The organism is Corynebacterium striatum ATCC 6940 (assembly GCF_000159135.1).
GTDB lineage: Bacteria > Actinomycetota > Actinomycetes > Mycobacteriales > Mycobacteriaceae > Corynebacterium > Corynebacterium striatum.
In genome coordinates, this window is the sequence record NZ_GG667519.1 from 383,449 (window position 1) to 404,703 (window position 21,255).

At 58.1% G+C, this 21,255-nt stretch carries 15 protein-coding genes and 2 pseudogenes; 10 read left to right on the plus strand and 7 right to left on the minus strand.

What is annotated here, in order from left to right; translation table 11 throughout:
- Window positions 1-112 precede the first annotated feature (112 nt).
- Genes HMPREF0308_RS01735 through HMPREF0308_RS01745 form a run of 3 tightly spaced genes read left to right on the plus strand, consistent with a single transcriptional unit; the run spans window position 113 to window position 5,002 of the window.
- Entirely contained in the window at window positions 113-1,051 is a 939-nt protein-coding gene (locus tag HMPREF0308_RS01735; protein WP_034656562.1) for a class C sortase, read from the plus strand.
- The gene (locus HMPREF0308_RS01740; protein WP_034656563.1) at window positions 1,044-1,874 is read left to right on the plus strand and encodes an isopeptide-forming domain-containing protein; all 831 of its coding nucleotides are present in this window, start codon (window positions 1,044-1,046) and stop codon (window positions 1,872-1,874) included. Before HMPREF0308_RS01735 ends, HMPREF0308_RS01740 begins: the two co-directional genes overlap by 8 nt.
- Before the next feature lie 5 nt (window positions 1,875-1,879).
- Window positions 1,880-5,002, plus strand: a complete 3,123-nt coding sequence (locus tag HMPREF0308_RS01745; protein ID WP_005528095.1) for a SpaA isopeptide-forming pilin-related protein — start codon at window positions 1,880-1,882, stop codon at window positions 5,000-5,002.
- 423 nt (window positions 5,003-5,425) lie between these two features.
- Here HMPREF0308_RS01745 and HMPREF0308_RS14125 read toward each other — a convergent pair whose 3' ends face one another.
- From HMPREF0308_RS14125 to HMPREF0308_RS14130, 3 genes and pseudogenes are all read right to left on the minus strand, one after another.
- Window positions 5,426-5,575: a hypothetical protein gene (locus HMPREF0308_RS14125; RefSeq protein WP_005528097.1), complete on the minus strand. Its 150-nt coding sequence runs from the start codon at window positions 5,573-5,575 to the stop codon at window positions 5,426-5,428.
- 103 nt (window positions 5,576-5,678) lie between these two features.
- Window positions 5,679-6,059 (minus strand): hypothetical protein, encoded by a 381-nt coding sequence (locus HMPREF0308_RS01755; protein WP_005528098.1) that lies wholly within the window; start codon window positions 6,057-6,059, stop codon window positions 5,679-5,681.
- Between the two features lie 150 nt (window positions 6,060-6,209).
- A pseudogene (locus HMPREF0308_RS14130) lies at window positions 6,210-6,458 on the minus strand (class C sortase); the annotation flags it as partial.
- A 410-nt stretch (window positions 6,459-6,868) separates the two neighbouring features.
- On the opposite strand from HMPREF0308_RS14130, the gene HMPREF0308_RS01760 reads away from it, so the two are divergent.
- The 5 genes from HMPREF0308_RS01760 to HMPREF0308_RS13585 all read left to right on the plus strand — a co-directional run bounded on the left by HMPREF0308_RS01760 (window position 6,869) and on the right by HMPREF0308_RS13585 (window position 14,579).
- Entirely contained in the window at window positions 6,869-10,225 is a 3,357-nt protein-coding gene (locus HMPREF0308_RS01760) for an exonuclease domain-containing protein (protein WP_005528100.1), read from the plus strand.
- A gap of 141 nt (window positions 10,226-10,366) precedes the next feature.
- A complete protein-coding gene (locus tag HMPREF0308_RS01765) occupies window positions 10,367-11,638 on the plus strand; it encodes a Fic family protein (protein WP_005528101.1) in 1,272 nt (423 codons plus the stop codon).
- Between the two features lie 223 nt (window positions 11,639-11,861).
- Window positions 11,862-12,701: a PTS sugar transporter subunit IIAB gene (locus HMPREF0308_RS01770; RefSeq protein WP_005528102.1), complete on the plus strand. Its 840-nt coding sequence runs from the start codon at window positions 11,862-11,864 to the stop codon at window positions 12,699-12,701.
- 9 nt (window positions 12,702-12,710) lie between these two features.
- Window positions 12,711-14,288, plus strand: a complete 1,578-nt coding sequence (ulaA, locus tag HMPREF0308_RS01775; protein ID WP_005528103.1) for a PTS ascorbate transporter subunit IIC — start codon at window positions 12,711-12,713, stop codon at window positions 14,286-14,288.
- A gap of 39 nt (window positions 14,289-14,327) precedes the next feature.
- Window positions 14,328-14,579, plus strand: coding sequence for a hypothetical protein (locus HMPREF0308_RS13585; protein WP_034656564.1), 252 nt, complete (start codon window positions 14,328-14,330; stop codon window positions 14,577-14,579).
- Here HMPREF0308_RS13585 and HMPREF0308_RS01785 read toward each other — a convergent pair.
- The 3 genes from HMPREF0308_RS01785 to HMPREF0308_RS01795 all read right to left on the minus strand — a co-directional run bounded on the left by HMPREF0308_RS01785 (window position 14,576) and on the right by HMPREF0308_RS01795 (window position 18,563).
- Window positions 14,576-15,892, minus strand: coding sequence for an SLC5/6 family protein (locus HMPREF0308_RS01785; protein ID WP_005528105.1), 1,317 nt, complete (start codon window positions 15,890-15,892; stop codon window positions 14,576-14,578). The two genes, HMPREF0308_RS13585 and HMPREF0308_RS01785, sit on opposite strands and share 4 nt — an antisense overlap.
- Window positions 15,893-15,907: 15 nt before the next feature.
- Window positions 15,908-17,188: an arginine deiminase gene (locus HMPREF0308_RS01790; protein ID WP_005528106.1), complete on the minus strand. Its 1,281-nt coding sequence runs from the start codon at window positions 17,186-17,188 to the stop codon at window positions 15,908-15,910.
- 247 nt (window positions 17,189-17,435) lie between these two features.
- The gene (locus HMPREF0308_RS01795) at window positions 17,436-18,563 is read right to left on the minus strand and encodes a helix-turn-helix domain-containing protein (protein ID WP_034656565.1); all 1,128 of its coding nucleotides are present in this window, start codon (window positions 18,561-18,563) and stop codon (window positions 17,436-17,438) included.
- Between the two features lie 123 nt (window positions 18,564-18,686).
- Here HMPREF0308_RS01795 and HMPREF0308_RS01800 point away from each other — a divergent pair, with 123 nt between their 5' ends.
- Window positions 18,687-19,934, plus strand: a complete 1,248-nt coding sequence (locus HMPREF0308_RS01800) for a M20 family metallo-hydrolase (protein ID WP_005528108.1) — start codon at window positions 18,687-18,689, stop codon at window positions 19,932-19,934.
- A gap of 147 nt (window positions 19,935-20,081) precedes the next feature.
- Here HMPREF0308_RS01800 and HMPREF0308_RS01805 read toward each other — a convergent pair whose 3' ends face one another.
- Window positions 20,082-20,384, minus strand: a complete 303-nt coding sequence (locus HMPREF0308_RS01805; RefSeq protein WP_005528109.1) for a hypothetical protein — start codon at window positions 20,382-20,384, stop codon at window positions 20,082-20,084.
- 492 nt (window positions 20,385-20,876) lie between these two features.
- On the opposite strand from HMPREF0308_RS01805, the pseudogene HMPREF0308_RS13140 reads away from it, so the two are divergent.
- Window positions 20,877-21,158, plus strand: a pseudogene (locus HMPREF0308_RS13140) (transposase); the annotation flags it as partial.
- Window positions 21,159-21,255: the final 97 nt, after the last annotated feature.

Genomic DNA, 21,255 nt, shown 5'->3' on the forward strand with positions numbered 1-21,255 from the left:
GCTAAGAACTAATAGCCCGCTGAATAGGTAAAACCTTCGCCCAGCGGACAACCCCGCGGGCGGAGGTTTCACCCAAAGCACAGTCAAGCAGAACCAGCCCCAGGAGTACCCCGTGGATCACACACTCAGCACTGACGTGGAACCGAAGAAGGAACCCCGCCGTGCTAACAACACCAAGACCAGTCCCATGCTGGCCGCGGCACTCGTGATCGTCGGGGTGCTCGTGATGCTGTACCCGGTGACGTCCACCCTGTGGAATAATCACCTGGCCACGAAGGCCGCGCAGGAATACGCGAAACTCGAAAAGAGTGCCCCACAAGAGGTGAAGGACACCCAGTGGGAGCGTGCACACGAGTACAACGAGAACCGAACAACCGGCCCCATCCTCGACCCCTGGCTCGCCCGCCTCGACGAGAACAACCCGGAATACCAGGAATACCTGGACCAGCTCAGCGCGAACGACGCGATGGCGCGCCTCATCTTCCCGAAGATCAAGGCAGACCTGCCGATCTTCCACGGGACAGATGACGACACTTTGCAAAAGGGCTTGGGGCACCTTTTCGGCTCCGACTTGCCAGTCGGCGGCAAGGGCACGCACTCGGTGATCACCGGTCACACGGGCCTGGCGAACTCCACCATGTTCGACCACCTCAATAAGGCGGAGAAGGGTGATGTCTTCTACGTCCAGGTCTCCGGCAAGAAGCTGAAGTACGTGGTCGACCAGATCAAGGTTGTGCTCCCCACCGAAACCGAGGAACTCCGCCCGGAGCAGGGCAAGGACTACATCACCCTGATCACCTGCACACCCTACGGGATCAACACGCACCGCCTGCTGGTGCGCGGCCACCAGGTCCCGCTGGACCCAGAGGATCACGAGGTTTTCGACAAGAACCACGGTGCCGGGTGGCAGTGGTGGATGTACGCGCTCCTCGCGGCAGCAGCTGTTGTGCTGCTCCTGCTGCTGCGGTGGCTGCTGAAGAACAAGCGGGATGACGAATCCCAAGAAACGACAGAGACGATGAATGACGAAAGGGCTGGAGCAGATGACTAGCCACGCACGCGCGGTACGGACCAGTCGCAGCCTTGTGGCGGCCATCGCCCTCAGCGCTGGCCTGCTCGGCGGCGCAAATGGTGCCGTCGGGGTTGCCGACGCAGCCCAGGTAGCCGGGCTGAGTGATCAGCCCGGGGTATCCCGCGACTACGGAACCGACACGCTGAGCATCACGCTTTCCCCGGGCAATGGGGACCCGGTCAACCCTGCCACGGGCAAGGTCGCGGGCGTGACCATCAAACTGGAGCGGCTGCAGGGCATCGACCCGGAGAACGCCGCGGATAAGGCGAAGGTCCGCAACACCAGCGCAGACGAGATCGCTGACTGGCCGACCGACCGCACGATCACAGCCGTGACCAACGAGGCCGGCCAGGTCCGATTCCAGGGGCTCGAGAAGGGCATCTACCTGGTCACCTCCCAGGCACCGGCTGGTGCCGCGGCGGGAGAGTACCGGGAGATCAGCCCCTTCCTGGTGGCGGTTCCTTTCCATGCTGTTGCTGATAACCCCCGGCCGGTGGAAGGTGTGATCGTGGCGAAGACGAACAACACGGTTCCGCCGAACACCCCACCGACCGAACCACCGACGACGCCGCGGACGACGCCGCCGACGACGCCGTCCACCCCGCCCCCAGGGGACACCCCGCCGGGCGAAACCCCGCCGCCACGGGAGACCCCCGGGTCGGGTAATGAGAAAGAACGCGAACAGGGCGCCCTGGCGATGACTGGTGTGCAGATCATCGGTCTCGTCCTCGCCGCGGTGGCGCTGATGGGCGCCGGGCTGTTGATGCTGTTGATCACGAAGAAGCGAAAGCAAGAAGGGTAGCGACAATGAAAACAAGATTCATGGGAGTAGCCGCCGCGCTGATTGCCGCGCTTGCGCTGGTTTTCGGCGTCGCTGCCCCAGGCGCGCTGCCCAGCCTTCCGGTGGCGACGGCGCAGGCACAGACGCAGGCGACGACCATTCCGGTGAGCCCGGCGAAACGGGATTTTTCGAACCTCAATGCCAGGCCCGATCCGACATTTGAGTTCACCGTTGGGGCGGACGCCACGGTCACGAGTCTTGAATTTTCCGTTTCCGGAAAAAATTTCGTGCAGACGTACACGCTAACGATTAACGGAACGTCGATTGAGCCAAAGTTCACGCCAAGCGGTAACCCACGTACAAACTTTACGATTACCCATAACGATCTGAATATTGCGGTGAATAAAGGGGACGTTGTTCGCCTGACTCCCGATTTCACAGCGCCAAAGGTAACGGGTTCGGTGTCCGTCGCACTGAAGGGCACAACATCAACAACCACCGGCCCTGACCCGGAACCGGAGCCACAGCCTGACCCAACGGAGCCACAGCCATCCCCGGAACCGGAGCCGGGTACGTCCGTGACTCCTGCAGAGCCAACTGCAGTTGATCCAGCCACCGCGCCCTCTTGTGTAGAGAAGGGCTTTATCAACATCCCAGACACGAAGGGTGTCGACTACTTCATTGGTGGCGAGCGAAAGTCCGCTGGGCAGCACTTCTACGAGGGGCAAAAGACGACCGTTAAGGTCACGGCGAAGCCGCAGAACGGATACCAGATCGCTGCCGGTGCGAGGACCGAGTGGTCTTTCGACTTCAGCGGGCAGGTGAAAAACTGTTCAGATTCTTCTGAAGACCCTAAGCCGCCGGCTGTCGAAGGGCGTCACTTTGATGCCATCGGTCACGACTTTGCAGTTGAAAGTGACCCAGTAGATCCTAAGAATCCCAATGCCTTTACGGCTAAGGTGACCGAGGAGTCTCGCATGAAGTACGCAACCGTGCGTATCGAGACTGACGCGACCCCCTTGGAAGCGCAGCAGTACAACCTCGAGCTGGATAAGATTGAGTCAGGCGTGACCTTGCAGAAGCGCAATGTCAATATTGGCAACGGCTTCATCACTATGGAAGTCGTGCCGGTAAAAGATGGCAAGCCGGTTGACTCTGCCGTTGTGCCGAAGGATGCGGTATTCACCTTCACTAATAATTTCTCACAGAACAAGAATCTGAAAGTCACCCTCGATGTGTATGGAGAGAAAAAAGGTGAGCCAAAGCCACCGATTATCTCTCCGCCGGATGGAGCTGATTGGGTGCATGGGAGGGTCCCTAACCCGCCGATGCCACAGCGTTGTGGTCTGCGCATTGCTGTAGTGGCCGACCTTTCAACTTCGCTGAATTACGCTGATTCAAACGGTTTTACCGAGTCGAAAAAAGCGGCGAATGCTTTGATTGATTCGCTGGCTGGAACTCCTGCAGAGCTCGGCATCTACAATTTTGCTGGTAGCGCGCCGCGGAACCCACGCGGGTCTACGCATAACGAGAATCCGCCTTATATCTCGTTGCAGTCTGATGATGGGGTTAGTCGAGCAAAGGGCTTTGTGTCTAACTGGGACGGCAACGGTTCTACTAACTGGGAAGCCGGTCTTAAGCAAGTCGCTGCGGGAAACTATGACGTGGTGTACTTCATCACTGACGGTATGCCGACCTATTCATCTAGGTCCACTGAATTAGGGCTTGGGGGCGAGTTCGTCCAAGAGTCCGCTCTGAACCAGGCAATCGATGCAGCTAATGAGCTGAAGGCCGCAGGAACGCGTGTTGTTCCGATTATGGTCGATCTGACCGTAGGCGGAAAGTCTGCTCAGCGCACAACTGTTACTCAGGATCTCGTATTGAAAAATGTGCGTTGGCGGAAGCGTGGCACAACCCCTACGGAGCCCGGACTTTATTTTGAGTTCGATAAATACGTGGATGCGGCAAGCTACGTGGGCGACGACACTACCGTGAACTTCGAGATTGCGTATAAAAATCGTGGTTTCAAGGTTTGGGAGCGAAACTCGGCAGGCCGGTTTATCAATATTACGCGTGATCAATCCAAGTGGACCTACGGTCCGCGAGGCGTCAAGACCATGGGTGAGGATCTTTCTGGTACCGGCGACACTATCCGAGTTAACCAGTACTCGCAGCTAGCCGCGCAGTTGAAGCAGATTGGTGAAGAGCTTGCTTCTCGTTGTAACGGCGTAGTGAAGGTCAAGAAGAGGATTGTCGATGAAAACGGCAAGGTTCTCGAAGACGGTGCCCCAGGTTGGGAATTCACCCTATCCGCAAATGACAATGTCATCGGCTCTGGTAACGGTCCGCTGGTTCACCAGTCGATGAAGGTGACCTCCGGATCTGAATCCGATAAGGGTACTGCATCGTGGAACATTGAAAGCGAGAAGGAGCAGTCGCTGGTTCTGGCTGAAACGCAGAAGCAGGGCTACACCCTGTTCCGACGCGGTGACACCTTGGATTCCACCGGTGACTTCAACGCTGTGTGTACTCAAACCCGAGACGGGAAGACTTCACCTCTCAAGGTGGAAAATGTGGGCGAGTTTGGTTTCCGCGTAGAGATGTCGGAATCCAATAAGGTTCTGTCTCACATTTCCTGCGTCGTCGATAACTACAAAGCGCCGGCCCCCAAGCCAGGCAAGCTGACCTTGGAAAAGGCGGAATACGTCGATGGCGAGGGAGTCAAGGTTCTACCGGGACTCGGTGGTGCGACCTTCGAAATCTATCCTTCGGTTGGTGGTCAGCCGGACTACAGTGGAGGACCGGTCTACACCATCACGCCTGAGATGAAAACAATTGAAATTACTAAGACTGGCACTTTCTACCTCGTAGAAACGAAGGCACCGGCAGGTCTCAACCTGCTGCCCGAGCCGGTAGCTTTTGAAATTTCAATCGACCAGAAGACCAAGGAGTACACAATCTCCGTGGTAGGCGGCAGTAGCCCGTTTATCAAGGCCAAAGGGTCCGGCGAACTCATGATCCTGCAAGTGACCGACACCAAGACCGGCAAGCTGCCGAAGACCGGTGGGTACGGCGTGGGCCTTGTGGGGCTCATTGGTGCTGTGCTCGCAGGTGCGGGCCTACTGCTCAGCCGCCGCAAGACCGCCTAAGCGGTAAAACCAGGCAGGGGAGTGGCGCGTGCATCGCGCCACCCGACCTAGGTAGTAGGAGCATAAAGAAGGGGCGGGCTCAGCAAACAACGCTGAGCCCGCCCCTTCTTCCTTCGGCTGCGTGCCACGGGCACGATCTCGATGCCATGAACCGCTATTCCCGGTAGGCACGAATCGCTGCGGCGCGCCAGAAGCAGAAACAAGCGCTCAGAGGTGATGGACACCGGTTCGAGAGCAAGCAAGGAAAACCCAGAGCGCGGGGGTCCGAACCCTGGGTTCAAACTAGGCCGCGTAGCGCTGGTTCAGAACGCGCATCACAGCAGCGATCACTGCAGTGATCAGGCCGATCGCCTCGAGCGCAATCAGCAGCTTGCGCAGAATAGAACCGTCCGCCGAGCCCACATCGGGGCCGTCCGAACCGCCCTAATCCTGATCGCCGTCGCCACCGTTATCGCCGTTGGCCCTATCGTTGCCGTCACCGGCGCCGGAGATGTCCTCAACCTCGACCTCGTGGGCCTTGACCTCCACGGTGAGCGCCTCGGAGGTGGAAAGCTTCAAAACATCCCTGACCACGCCCTCATCTTTAACAACCTCCTAGCCGCCGAAGACCGTGCGTACCTGATGTTGACCGCGGGTCGGGAGGCCGTACTCGAAGCGAGCCTCCCCGGTAGCCTGGTCAACCGGCGCGGCTCCCAGGAACTTCTCGCCGACGAAGAAGGAGACTGTGGCTCTCTCCGTGATATTTTTCTTCCCCTTGGACTGTCACCGTCGCGATGAACGCTACCGCATCGCCGGTCAGCGGGGTTGCGTCCAGGTCCACCGAGTCATTTTCGCGGGTTAGCGTAGTTCCGGTCTCTGCCTCGCCTGTGCTCAGAATCTCAAACGGTTCGGCCTCTGTCTCAGCCTTGCTGAAGATTCGTCCATCCGCTTCGCACTCCCGAACCTCCGCGGTGATCTTCTGCAGACTAGCCTGGTCGATGACGTGCTCCAGGCTCGCGTTGTCCTCAGCGTCGGTCTGCGCGGTGCCCACGCGAACCCCATTGGCGCGGAAGATCACCTTAGCGTCCTTCGTTACCGTTGGTGCCGCAGTGAGTCCGGAACATTAGCCCGTGGCTGCCGGGCACCTACGCGATCGATACGCTCCGCAGTTCCATCGCCGGTATCTACGAGGCCGACTACTGGAAGCTGATGTTTATGTTGGCGCTGTTCATCGTCCCGTCGCTGATTCTGGCGCTGGGCCTTCCGGTTCAACCTTGTCGTCGCGCGAGAGCTTCCACCGCCCACAAATTAGCAGCGCGACAATCACCGCCGCTGCCTCCAGGATGGCCCACATCCACCACTGCCAGTGTCAACCACTGCCGTCGAACACGGCTTCCTCGCCAGGTTCCTTCGGCACCTGGTGCCCCGTTCCCAGCAGGCGGTGCGTATTAATGCCGCACGGAGTGCACGTAGTCAGGCGATCGGGTGCGCTGAGGAAACAACAGGTCTCATTGACCTTTCGGTTCACGGGTCGCAGTAGGTCAGTGTTGTCTGCAACGGGCGACTTGCCCGGTACGGGCTTGCTGCTTCCATCGGGATGGTTGGCGGCTTATAACTCAATGTGCTGGCGGAAACCGTTAACGGCTCCTACAGGAACGAGCTAGTCCCTACTCGCAGGTGGGATGACGGTGTCGAGGTAGAAATCAAGGCAAATGCCTTGGAACAAAACTTGGGCCACTTCAATCTGATTGGAATTCGAGGTACTTCTGGGCCAGGCCGACAGACTCGAGACATGTCGACACATATGATGTGGTGTGCAGCTGATGTGGTGTGCAGCGCAATTGTGTAGCCCAACGCATTGATCCAACAAGCTAGAAGGAAGGCCCCATGGTTGCCCCTAAGCGATACGCCGTTGTTGACTTCGAGACCACAGGTTTTGGCTCGACTGATCGAGTCATCGAGATAGGTGTGGTCCTGTTGGACCACAACCGGGAGGTGGAATCAACGTGGGAGACTTTGGTGCAGCCGCAGCGGGATATTCCGAACTCATTCGTTCACCACATCACACCGACTGACGTTGTGGATGCGCCACTTTTCGGCGAAGTCGCAGGGGAATTCTTCGACCTTCTCAACGGGCGCACGGTGGTCGCACACAATGCGCCTTTCGAGGTGCGGTTCTTGCAGAGGGAGTTTTCTAATTTAGGGGTGGCGTGGCCCAACTACGGGGCGTGGGTGGTTGATACCAAGCGGTTGTTCCAGCAGACGTATCCAGGTGAGGGTACAACCCTTGAGCACGCCTTGAAAGTTGTTGGGATCACAAATGCCCGTCCGCACTCGGCACTGGCAGATACACTGGCGACTGCAGAGCTGTTTGCCTGGCTGGTTAGCCAGGGGAATGACGTGGTGATAAGCAGCAGAGCAATTACCCTCCCGCCGCACGAGTTTCCTGCCCGCGGCGCGCTTCTACCACGCACCGCATTGGCAGAAGATTTAACGCACAAGCGTGGTGAATGGCTGGCCCGCCTGGCAGATACTGCAGCACCTGAAGGCTCCGGAGACGCGGAGAAGTACAAGAAACTGCTCGCTGCTGCGTTGGTAGATAAGGAACTTTCCAAGTCTGAAATTGCCCAGCTGCAGAACCAAGCACAGCAGGAGGGTCTCACCAGCAATGACGTGATGAGTATTCATGAAGAATTCATCCGGCAACTCGCCGTGGAGGCTTGGATGGATGGTGAGGTGACAGAGGAAGAACGTGCCACGCTGCTGTTGCTCAACGAGCAGCTGGGGCTGCCTGCCGATACCGCCGAGGCACTCCTTGCGGCACCGCAGCGAGGGGAAAGTGAACTGGGTATCAGCCTGTCTGCTGGGGACAGAGTGACGTTTACGGGGCAGTTCGATCTTCCCCGAGAAGAATGGGAACGTCGCGCAATGGCAGTAGGGCTAAGTGTCGGCGGCGTGACGAAGAAGTCCGTGCTACTCGTTGCTGCGAACCCTGACTCCATGAGTGGAAAGGCGCGCAAGGCCAGGGAGTACGGCGTCCCAATTATTGGTGAGACAGCCTTTGCTCGTCTGTTGAGCAATATGTCTGGGGGCGGGCAACTCGTGGAGCAGGACCTGTCGGCGCAGCCTGCTGAACTTGATCTGACAGAAACCTACGGGATCTTCCCGTGGAGCACTGGCGTTTCTGGCACAAGTGCGCACACTGGCACAAAGGCATTGGCGGTGGAGTGGTGCGCCAAGCACCCAAGACGGAAACTTCTGGAGCTCTCACCCCAGTTGACGCCGTTTAGTGAGATCGAGGTGCAAAGTTCTTACAAGAGCGGGTACACACAGTGGTTTGCGCGGTTCCCGCAACCGCTGGAGGCAACCGTGGAGGACTTGCGTGATCTTCCAGGAGTAGGCGAACACAAGCTTGTAGCCATGGTGGAAGCTGTGGTTCTTGCAGCCAGTGACAGTGGAAATGCCGCGGTGATCGATAGTATTGGTGCAGCGGAAAACCCTTATGGTGACATCCCCATTGGTGACAATCCTTTTAGCGACGATGACTCCGCTGGGCGCGCTGCTGAATTTTTGGGTCGAACGTCCGAAGAAATCCGCGCGTTGGACCAAGCCGCGTTGTACATCGGGTGGGCACAGCTAAATGGCGCGGTTGTAGAGGTTGCGTCGTTACCAAGTGCCGTCGCAGCCGAGGTCCCCATAATTTCTGCACACCTTGAGCACCAATCCCCAGTGCGGGCTTTGTTCCAACGCGCCGTGGATGAGCTCGATCGAGCCATCGGCGGTGATGAACGCAAACGCGGAATCGCTAACAGCCGGTGGCTTGGTGAGGCGACGTTGGATTCCATCGGTACCGCGTTTGGTCTCACGCGCGAGAGGATCCGTCAGTTGGAGCGACAATTGGCGGAAGATTTTGAGAAGGATAGTGCTCTCTTTAAAGAAGTCGTGGCGGCTGTGGGTAAGCGTGCCCGTCCAATCTTGCCTGTGGATGAGCTCCGAAGGGAGCTACCTGATCTCGTACGAAAGCCAGCAGGGTTTGACGTAACGTTCGGTGAAATTTTCACGGGCATTGGCAAGCAATGGGAAGTTGTTAACGGCTGGTTGGTGTTCAATGGTTTTACTCAGTCCTTGTCAGAGAGGTTAACAACGCTGGCGGACGACCACGGTATTGTTCGGATTGATGAACTCGCCGTGGGCTTAGAAGTTACGCCGGAACGGCTGGAGCAGTACATCGTGACCAACGATGAACTTAAGGTCGCAGTCTTGGACAACTACGTGCTGACAAAGGTCGGCAGCTACCAAGACCGTGCTGTGAGCGTGCTTGCTATAAACGGTGAGCCGATGACTGCAGAGGCGATCATGGATACCCTCGGGGGCGGCAGCCCACGGTCTGCTTCTAATCAATTCTCCATTGACCCTCGTCTGACAAAAGTCTCTGCCGATCAATGGGCGCTGACGGAGTGGGGACACGAGGAATTCAAGAGTATTGCTAGCTGGATCTCTACGCGCCTGGCCGCTAGCACCCGAACTCATACGGTTGTCGATGCCGCAGGCTCCTCGCAGGAAGTCCCTGCGATTGCTTTGAATGAGCTGCTAGCGCAGGCAGAGAGATTGCGAATTTCAGAACTCTCGATCCGCCAATATGCGGCCAATGGAGATTTTGAGACTCGCGACGGCATGGTTATTGCACGAGTGGATGAGTCTGGAAACGTCATGGAGGGCGATATCGCAGATGCCCGCGATGCCTATCTCCGTGACGGCGAGTGGAACCTCTTGCTGACAGTTAACAAGGACCACCTGCGTGGCAGCGGCTTCGCTGTGCCCGCGCCCATTGCTGCGTACTACGGAGTAAAAGTGGGCGAGAGCTGTGCGTTGAGTAGCCGGTTAGGTGACGAGTTTGTTCGTGTCAATCGTCTCAAGCAAGTCTCGTTGTCAACGATAAAGCGGTTCCTCGACGAGCTCGGTGTACGCGAGGGCCAGCGGGTGTGGCTCAAGCTGGGCAAAGAAAGGACCTTTGATGTCTCGATCGCACCTGCTGTCCAGCATCATGAGGCTGGGTTGGCTCGCCTCTATGACTTCGTGGGACTTGACGGCACGCTGATGCAGCCTGGTGAATCGACGGAAGATTCGCTAGCTCGAGTTAACGAGATACTGGGACTGAGCCCGCAGGCGCCGCGCCGGCGAACGGTGGCGGTCTTCCGTCATCGCCACCAGGACGAGATCGCTGACCTTATTCAGGAGCTCTAGGGGATTTCATGGAGCAAGGGGGCTGAAATAACGCAGTCCCGTGCATTGCTTAAGATTAAAAAGGGCGAATTTTTCATTTTAGGCGAGTTTTTGGGGTAGCTTAATTACAAAAATCGCGATTTTTAACGTTTAGGCGGTGTAATGCCTGTGGAAAAATACGAACCACTGAAAAAGGTGTTTTATCGTGCTACGAGCGGTGGCAGGGAGCTTGTTGCTGAGCAGCTCCGTGTGCGGCGTTCAAGTCCTGCTGCTTTTACCTGGCCCTATGAGGTGGGCAAGCACGGAGTTTTCTATGTTCACACCCGTGGTCTCGCAGAAAGGGTGGAGCGCGTCTGGCGCCAAGAGATTCAGATTGCTGCGTTGTGGCAGAAACTTCCAGTGACGGCTAGGGAACACTATTTTCACGAGCTGGTGGTCGATGAAATAAAGGCGACCAACGATATTGAGAACATTTCCTCCACCCGCAAAGAAGTCGCCGCCGCGGTTGAGGCTGAACGCAGCATGGGAAAGGCGTCGGAAGGCGCGCCAGTGCGACGATTCCGGGAAATGGTGCGGCAATACCTGGCCCTCCCCAGCGAATTTTTGGGGCGAGATGACCTTCCACCATTGGGTTTCCCCTCAAACTTGTCTGAGATTCGCTCGCTGTACGACTCCCTCGTCGGCGAAGAAGTAGACAAAGCCGATGCGCCCGATGGCGAGCTTTTCCGAACTGGTGATGTTTCGCTAAACGATGGAGTGCGTGAGCTTCATGCGGGCGCACGGGGCGAGTCCGCCATTCGGGCGCGCCTCGAGGTGATGCTCGATTCTGTTCATGAGTCCCGCGGGGTTCAGCTCTTCGCGGCCTTTGTGGAGCACTTCATGTTTGAACATACCCATCCGTTCTACGACGGCAACGGACGCATGGGGCGATTCCTCCTGAGCCTTCGGCTATCACGGCTACTTTCTACCCCGACAGCGTTGTCGCTCTCGGCGGAAATCTTTAGGCAGAAGAGGCGCTACTACGATGCCTTCACTACGGCAGAAGACCCCATGAACTATGGTGAGCTGACTTTCTTTGTCGAGGATATGGCTGCGATGGTCAATGCTGCCCAGGCCCGTTTGTTGTCCTCCCTCGAGGAAAGAAGCGACCGGCTGAATAGGTTGGAACAGAGCCTGCATGCGCTAGAGAGCGAAGGAGCTGCAAGCGAGCTGGCATTGTCGATCGCATTCTTGCTTGGACAGGTCGCGCTTTTTGGTCCACGTGCTGGCCTGAGCTTGGACGAGGTAGCCGGCGTTGTCCGAGTGTCTAAGCAGACCGCGCGTAAAGGGATTGCCGAGCTCGAGCGCCTGGGTTACGTCGAGTTCTTGTCGCGGCGCCCGCTCGTTACGGCACTTACCGCGCCGGGGTTGACGTGGCTTGGGCTCGTAGAGTGACGAGCCCCGTGATCAGTGTGAGCTAGCGGAGCCGGAGGTAATCAAGTCCTTGCGAAGGCGGCTTCCATTCTCGGTTGCGTGATAAAGGCAGAAACGAGTGTTGAGTGGCATGTGTCTAAATATTCGTCGACGGCTAGGTAAACGTTTGCATACCTGTTAATACTTTAGTTAGGGCTGGTCATATCTTTCGTGGCCGGCAGAGAGTAAAGGTAGGAGGACGCGTATGTCCATGCTGAATGCGTTGCTCGCAGAAGGTGCAGTTGACCTGCACGGCCGTGCGAGTGACTGGCGTGAGGCCATTGAATTGGCGGGCGGCTTGCTCGTTGCGGCGGGCAAGACGGGCCCGGCATACACCGAGGCCATGGTGCAGTCGGTGGAAGAAAACGGACCGTACATTGTGGTCGCGCCGGGCTTCGCTTTTGCCCACGCGCGGCCGTCGGAGGCAGTGCGCGAAACGGCGTTGTCGTGGGTGCGCTTGGATCGGCCAGTGGAGTTCGGTTCCAAAGCCAATGACCCCGTGACTCTTGTCGTAGCACTTGCGGCGAAGGATTCATCCGAGCACCTGAAGGCAATGAAGGAGCTGGCAGGGCTGCTGGGGAAGAAGGACGTGCGTACGCGTCTGGATTCTGTAGAAAGCGAAGCTGAGCTGCGCCAGGTGCTTGTGGATGTGGCGAACGGTGGGGCAGGGGCGGCGTCGGCAAGCGCGGCTCTTGCAGCTGATCACAGTGACGCGCGAGATGGCGCCGAGCACCAGACCGCGGCTGATTCGGTGGCCTCAAAGGGCAAAATCTACACCGTGTGCGGCAATGGCCTGGGCACGTCGTTGTTCCTGAAGAACACGCTGGAGCAGGTCCTCGATGAATGGGGCTGGGGCAAGTACCTCACCGTCGAGGCAACAGACACGATTTCGGCCAAGGGGCGTGCGAAGGAAGCTGACTTCTTGCTGACGTCCGGGGAAATCGCTGCAACGCTTGGCGACGTCGGGGTGCCCGTCCACGTCATCGAAGACTTTACGAACATGTCCGAAATCGATTCTGCTCTGCGCGAGCTTTACGACGTCTAAGGAGCACTCATGGATGTCTTGTTGAACATTGCCAACTTCTTGGTGAATGAAATTCTTTCCGTGCCGGCGTTCCTAATCGGCATCATCACCGCGGTGGGTCTCGCCGCGATGGGCCGTGGCGTGGGCCAGGTCCTCGGCGGCGCCATCAAGGCCACACTCGGCTTCCTCCTGGTGGGCGCGGGTGCCGGCTTGGTTACCGCCTCCCTTGAGCCGCTCGGCGCCATGATCACCGGCGCCACCGGCGCGCAGGGCGTGGTGCCCACCAACGAGGCCATCGTGGGCATTGCCCAAGACCAGTTCGGCTCCCAAGTGGCCTGGATTATGATCCTGGGCTTCGTGGTCTCGCTGATTCTGGCCCGGTTTACCCCGATGAGCTACGTGTTCCTGACCGGCCACCACGTGTTGTTCATGGCCACCTTGCTGACCATGGTCCTTGCACCTGCTGGATACTCTTCCTGGATCGTGGTCGCCTTTGGCGCCGCGTTGCTGGGTATCTTGATGGTCTCCCTGCCTGCCATTGCTCACCCGTGGACGCGCCGCATCACCGGCGACGACTCCATCGCCATCGGCCACTTTGGCACCGCCGGCTACCTCGCTGCCGGTGCCGTGGGCAAGATGGTCGGCGGTAAGGGCGAGAAGATGTCCAAGTCCACGGAGGAGCTCAAGCTTCCCGAAGGCCTGCGCTTCCTGCGTGACTCCATGGTGGCTACCGCACTGTCCATGGCTCTCATGTACATCGTGCTCGCCGTCATGTTCATGGTGCGCGCTGGTACCGAGGAGGCCTTCACCGCATTCGAAGGCGGTGCCACCAACGTGGGTAACTACCTCATGCAGTCCTTTACTCAAGGCCTCCAATTCGGCGTGGCCGTGGCCGTGATCCTCTTCGGCGTGCGCACCATCCTGGGCGAACTCGTTCCTGCATTCCAGGGCATCGCCGCCAAGGTCGTCCCCGGTGCCATCCCGGCTCTGGACGCGCCTATCGTCTTCCCGTACGCACAAAATGCCGTGCTGGTGGGCTTCATCTTCTCCTTCATCGGCGGCCTCGTCGGCCTCGCTGCTCTAGCCGCATGGCTCGGTCCAACATTCGGCGTGGCGCTGATCCTGCCGGGCCTGGTTCCGCACTTCTTCACAGGTGGTGCAGCGGGCGTCTACGCCAACGCAACCGGTGGACGCCGCGGCGCCATCTTCGGTGCGTTTATTAACGGCCTCATCATCACCTTCCTGCCGGCCTTCCTCCTGGGTGTGCTCGGCTCCTTCGGCGATGCTAACACCACCTTCGGCGATGCCGACTTCGGCTGGTTCGGCCTGCTCTTGGGCTGGTCTTCCAAGGCCGGCGGAGCACTGGGCCTCGTTCTCATAGCAGTTCTTGGCTTGGCTGTCTTGGCACTTGGCTGGTTCTCCCAGCGCAAGCTCGTTGCCACCAATTGGGATCCCACCCCATGGCGTGAGCAGCCGGGTGCTGCCGCTCCGAAGGGTGAGGCATCTGACGTTAAGCCGCTTGCTGCTGGCCAGACTGCAGCTTCGAAGAAGTATCCCAAGGTGCTTCCTCCGAAGGGTGCTCCGGTTCCGCCCAAGACGATTGCGTAGCAATTCTGGTTGGCTTGTTGGACAAGCGCGCGGATTTCCGTGCCATCACGATGGTGGCTGGCAACGCTGCCGCACCCAGATCTCATCCAAGAATCCGGGCGCTACAAGGCAGACGTGGTCACGGGTAACGGTATTACGCGAGGCTATGCGGCAATGGCCTGGGAGACCTTTGGGCTAGAAGCTAACGCGACGGTCATCGAAAAGGCGGACCGCGAAAGCTTCTTTGGCTTGCTTGGCGACGTCCTGGAAACCCAGACCACCCCAAACCGGCCGCTTCAGAAAGCGGACTAGAACAAGTCCCAGATGGTGATTGCCAGAATCACCGAACCAAAGAAGAACACAAAGTAGTTCCACGGGTCATGACGGTAGGCCTTGTACTCCTTGACCCGGTGGAACATGTAGACCGGAAGCAGGAAGATAAGCACCGCATCGAAGACGCCACCAACCAAGTAGATGAGGCTGAGAATTGGTGGATTGAACACCGAGACCAGCGTTCCGGTGACAAAGATGAACGTGTAGACGATGGTGAGTAGGCCGCGGCGGTTCAGACGGTTCGCAGTGCGTGGCGCGATGAGGCGCACCATATAAGAGGTGCCTTCCTCAGCACCGAGCATGGTGCCGAAGTAAGAGGTAATAATCGCGAAGATAACGACCATCGGGGCCAGCCAGGCAAGCAGCGGTACTCCGGTGACGTTAGCGAAGTAGGAGAGCACTGGCAGGTTCTGCTCAGTTGCTTCCTTCATGCCATCCGCGCCAAGAGCCAGCACACAGGACCATACGAAGAACATGGTAAAGACGACCAGCAGTGCGGCAGTGTAGAGCTCAATGCGGGTAACGTGCTTTTCCGTCTTCTCGCCGTAGGTTGGCTGCATGTCCACGGAGAATTGGGAGAGGCCGGCCATGTGCGAGAAGGAGAAAGCAAGCACTGGCAAAATCAGCACGGAGCCCAGCAGAATATACTGCCAGCTGCCGTCTTGGTATTGCACTTCCATAAAGGAACGCAGGTCCCACTGTGGAATTAGGTAAATCGAGGTAGCAGCCAAAGAGACGATGAGCGGATAGACCAGCACCTGCGCCAGCCACAGCATGGGCTTGCGGCCGATCGCGAAGATACCGGTCAAGATTCCCACGCACAGAACCGAAAGAACCCAGCGGTTAATGGATGGTCCGTGGAGCTGATTGACAATGAAGCTGTCGATGGCGTTGGTCAACGAGATGGCGTAGATGAACACTGAGGGGATGTTCGCCAGCGAGTACATCAAGGCCACGAAGAGGCCGGTGTGCCGGCCCAAGTACTTGCGTACTAGCTCGAGGACGTCAAGTCCGTGGTCTTTGGTGGGAGCACCCGAGACGATGCGCGCGTAGGTGCGGTGGGAGAAGTAGACCACTGGGAAGATGATGGCCGTAGCAAAGGCCAGCGGCCAGAAGCCAAAGGTGCCGGCCTGTAGCGGAAGGAAGAGAATACCTGCGCCCATCGCGGTGCCGAAGAGCGCGAGCACCCAGCCCAGCGCAGTACCTTCGGTCTTCTTGCCCCCGCGACCTACTGGGGAGGCAGTAGATGCGGTCTCGTCCGCGGCGGGCGCGGCAGTGTCATATGTTGTCAACGGCTAGTTCTTCCCTTAGTAGTCCACTGCATCGCGCACGATGGGGCAGGTCATGCAGTGTCCGCCACCGCGACCACGGCCGAGCTCGGCGGAACCGATCTCGATGACTTCGACGCCAGCGTCGCGAAGCTTGGCATTGGTGTGTTTATTGCGATCGTAAGCCACGACCACACCGGGCTCCAAGGCAACCACGTTGTTGGCGTCATCCCACTGCTCACGCGCCGCGGCATAGGAATTGCCTCCGGTTTCTACGATGTGGAGCTTGTCCAGGCCGAGCGCTTCCTCAACCACGGTGACGAAGTGCTTGTCCGGGCTCTCGAGTGCCAGCTTCTTCTGATCATCTGCAGGGTGCAGGATAAGCGGACGGATGGTATCCACCACGCGCGGATAGGCGGTGGCTTTGTCGACGTCGAGGAAGGTGAACACGGTATCCAGGTGCATCGAGGCGCGCTCCGGGGCCATCGCCGCGATGATGACCTTTTCGGCCGCACCGGCCTTGAACAAGTTGCTAGCCAGACGGCTAACACCCTGCCAAGTAGTGCGCTCGCCCATGCCCACTAGGACCGCACCATTGCCCACCGGCATGATGTCGCCGCCCTCGAGGGCCGCGAGGCCTGGGTCCTCGTCGGTGTCGCCGTACCAGAACTCAAAGGATGCGTTGGCAAAGCGCGGATGGTAGCGGTAGATAGCACGCGTGAGCATCGTCTCCTGGTGACGGGCAGGAAGACGCATCGGGTTAAGAGAGACGCCGCCGTAAATCCAGGCGGAGTTATCGCGGGAGAACTGGCTATTGGGCAGGGGCCGCAGCGCGAACTCATCGGGCGCGTACACGTTGCGCATGGTGTCGATGACGCCGTGGCCAAGGCCCTTCGGGATTTCGTTGAAGGGCACGCCGCCGATGAGAAGTTCGGCCAGAGCCTTGTTGTCCAGCTCGCTAAACCACTCGCGCAATTCGCTGCCCACGCCCACGCCGACGTTCTTATCCAGGAGCTTGTTGCCGAGGATGAACTCGCGGCCTTCCTTGGTCGCCAGCGTTTCTTCCAGCAGAATTCGCATGTGCAGCACCTCGACGCCGCGCTCTTCCATGCGCGCTACGAACTCATCGTGGTGGCGCTGTGCCTCCTCGACCCACAGGACGTCGTCGAAAAGCAGCTCCTTGCAGTTGTTCGGAGTGAGCCTCTCATGTGCCAAGCCGGGGCGGCAGACCATTACCTGGCGGAGCTTGCCCACCTCTGACCAAGCACCGAGTTGCTGGCCGCCCTTGTTGCCGGAGGTGGTTTCAGCAAAGTCCATCATGTAAATCTGTGCCTTCCTTTTTCAAGTGTTTGGTGTTGGGGGCAACAGTAACTAAACCCTTATGAGTTATGGATCACAGGACGAAATGAATAGTAATTTAAATCATACATATCATTCATGCTGCTGGTAGTGCATAAGATTTGCATAATTCGCAAAAGATTCAGGAATTTCGCGTCGCACCCGTCTGGGGGTGGGATTCGCTTCGCGGACCAGGCGGCGCGCCAAGACAAGAGCGGAAGAAGGTAGTTCAGAGCTCACGGAGTTCGATATTAGTATTGAGCGCAAGAATAATTGCGGCGGCATCATAGGGGAGTGTTACTACGTAATCCGTGGCTTCGGCGAACTGGTGCAGCCGGTTGATGACAGTATTGCGGTGACAGAAACTCGCCTCTGCCGTTGCTTTGACAGAACCTGTGCGCAGGTAGGTTTCGACGGTTTCGACAATTAAGGGTTGTTCGGCGCGCAGCTTGGTGATTGCAGTACTCAACTTCTTGAGCCGGGTGCCGGGGAAATCCGCCAATGCTTGGCCAGCGATTGCCCACGCCAATTCTCCGACTGGTGTGGGGCGGGGCGCAAGGATAGCCGCTTCAAAAAGGGAAGGGGTAGCTAGTACAGCTTTTCGCACACCCACTAAGCCTTTTACCTTAGGGAAAATGACGCTGGGCAAATCGGGAAGCTCAGGTGCGGGATGTAGTTTATTTGGCCAGAACGCAGCGAAGAGTCCGTGATGAGCATGGCCAAATACATGGCCTTGCGCGGTAGCCGTGTCGAGTGCGTCGCGTGCTTCGAGTGAACTGCTTGCGTGAAATACGGCGACATCGAAAGTTTCTTGCGCGGCGCATCCTAGGGCAAGAGCTATTTCTTCAGCTCCGAGCGGGCTAATAGTTGCAGAAGAAAAGAGCTTGTCGATATAGCGACCATTAGCGAGGCGGAGGTCGCGGGCGAGGCGGGCATTTTCTCTACGGAAGCCGTCGCGGACAAAGAAGTTGTATTTGGCAACCACGTTGTGGAGCTCATCGACATGGGCTATGAGCACTTCCTGATTAGCATGTGCGGTGCGGCGAATGCGCTCCCAAATGACAAGAAAGTCAAGCTGGATGGCGTCGACAAGCGTCCCGATGGCAACTTCTTGCTGTGCGCGGCGCCGGCCTAGGTTATCGGCGTGCTGGCGAACCTTCTCTTCGGTGGCCTCACCGGAAAGTGAGTCCATAAGAATGCCAAGCACGGCGGTTGCGGTCTCTCGAAGCTCGTATTCGTCGATGCGAGAGGTACCGTAGCTTCCGGAATCGCGAAATTTCTGAATGAATTCTTCTGCCATGCTCGGTATGTCTGCACGAACTTCGGCGAGGATCTTTTTCCAATCGGAATTGTGCATATGCATAACCATAATCTGAATATGTGGGATATTGCCCCAGTTTTCTGAATCTGCCTGTGCACTTGTCGATTGGGCTCTAGTGTGACTTGGAACATGAATTAACAGATTCGGAGGGATAGAGGCATGCGAGCGACAACTGATGAACAGTACCTGGCGGACTTCCGCGAGATGTCGGCCAATGGTGCGACTGCGGGAGGCGGCGTCGAAAGGCAAGCTGCGAGCGAAGGAGACCGCGTTAATCGTGTGTGGTTTGCCCAGGTGCTGGAATCGATGGGTGCGCGTGTGCATTACGACGAGATTGGCAATCAGTATGGTCTTTTCGAGTTCGTTCCGGACGCGCCTTTTGTAGGCCTGGGTTCGCACCTCGATTCACAGCCTTTGGCCGGGCGCTATGACGGTGCATACGGTGTGCTGGCGGCAGCGCATGCGGCAAACCGGGTGGCCCGCCTTGCGGAAGAGGAGAAGATTTCGCCGCGTTATAACCTGGCCGTAATCAACTGGTTTAACGAGGAAGGCTCGCGTTTTTCCCCGTCGATGATGGGCAGCTCCGTGTTCACCGGAGTCATGCCGCTGGAAAAAGCGCTGGAATCGACGGATCTCGCAGGAACCACCGTGGCAGAGGCTTTTGAGGAAGAGAAGTGGACCCCGGTGGAGCAGGCCCCGAAAGTGGTTTCCTACGGCGAAATCCACGTTGAACAGGGCAAGGGTTTGGAGGCTGCTGGCAATACCATCGGCCTGGTGACCGCGACCTGGGGCGCGAAGAAGTTCCAGGCGGTAGTGCACGGTGAGCAGGGACATACCGGTTCGACCATGATGGCGGATCGTCGTGATGCGCTGTTTGGCGCCTCCCTCATCATCGCTGAGGTACAGCGTTTAACGCGAGAGTTCCCGGAGTTTGAGCTTCAGGCATCAGTGTCCCAGCTGACCCTGGAACCAAACTCGCCGGTGACCATTGCCCGTGAGGTGCGCTTCAACATTGACCTACGCTCGCCGAACAGTGAGACGCTGGAGACCGCGCAGAAGCGCGTTCGGGAGATTATTTCGGCAGCGGAAGAAGAGTCCTGTACCCGTGTTGAGCTGAACGTTACCCATGAGTGGGCACTCAACCCGTATCCAGAGGCCGGCGTGGAACTTGCACGTGAAGTGGTTGAAGAGCTGGGCTATTCGCACCAGGAGATCTTCACCGTGGCCGGGCACGACTCGACGAATATGAAGGAGCACGTACCGACCGTCATGCTCTTTATCCCAAGCGTTGACGGCGTCTCCCACAATGAGGCGGAATACACCAAGGATGAAGACTGCGTTGCAGGTCTTGATGTATTTACCCACGTGGCTATCCGACTTGTGGAAGGAGCGTTGTTAAAAGGTTAATCGCCTATCTTTCTTGTGCATTCTCTTAAACTCAGCAAGCTGATTATGCCCAAAGTGGCGCTAAAACTACTCGGCAGAATGCTGCGAGAAAGATGGTAGTTTTTCTGGCATTCACGGGGTGGCCGGGTAAAAGTTGCCTGCAGCCCCTTAGTCGCGGAAAGCGCCTAGTGCGAATAGAACGAACACGACTGAGGCGATGCCGATGGCCAGTGGCCACATCTGGATCGCGAGTGCGCCGATGAGCAGCACGGCGACAAGCGTGCCGAGGAACACCAGATCGAAGCCGTCGAGGAGCGTAGCCTGCTGTGCAGCCTTTTCTGCCTCGCGGGCCTTGGCGGCCATGATTGCGGCTTGCTCGCGACGATGATGGATATCGGCTAGGGCTGCAGCGCGGGCGCGCTTCTTTTCGGCTTCGGTGGCGGTGTCGGGCAGGAGATAGGCAGTAGGCACGGGCTTGGTCCTTTCTGACGGAGGAAGGAGCTTTGGGCTCCGGAGAGAAATCAATGTCTAGAAAGAAGTGTGGCCTAGCGGTGGGGTGAGGTGACGGAAAGTGGGGAGTGTTCCCTCGCGCCTGTGGGACACCAATTGGCTGGGGTCGAGAGGCGCAAAAACAACTTCAGCGCCCGGGCCTCACATGGGGCCGCAGGGCGCTGAAGTTGTCTCTATCTCTCTCATGCGCTCTCTCAAACGCATAATCATATTATGCGGCTTCGTGCTGGCATATCAATTAACGAAACCTTGAGTATTCCTGGCAGTTACTCGTCCAGCTCCAATTTGGGGTCCTCGGCCTGTGCGGCCTCGAGGACCTCTTTTGCTGCGCCGAGGTTGATGACGGCAACGACGAGGCCCACCACGATGTCCGGCCGGAGGCTAAACCGCCAGATGGTGATGACGCCGGCGGCGAGGATGGGCAGATTGGCCGCGACGTCGTTGAGCTCTGCAGAGAAAAAGCTCGATGATGTTGCTGACTACCTCGCAGAAGCCCTTGACGACCTGCTGGCATCTACCCACGCGCCGAAGCTAGTGCGGACCAAAGTATGGTCGAATAACCCTACAGAGCGACTCAACCGGGAAATCCGCCGGCGCATCGACGTGGTAGGAATCTTCCCTGACCACAACGCCGTTACCTGGCTTGTCGGAGCGGTCCTTGCCGAACGGCATGATGACTGGATACAGCAAAAGCGCTACCTGCACGAGGTCAACCTCGCATCAGCCGAGCAGCTGGCAGGCACGCTGTCGCTCAACCTCGACGAAGTCTGTCTCGCCAACGAGAGCACCACCCCAGCCCAGGTGTTGCGCACAGCCTTGAAGCGCCGGTTCC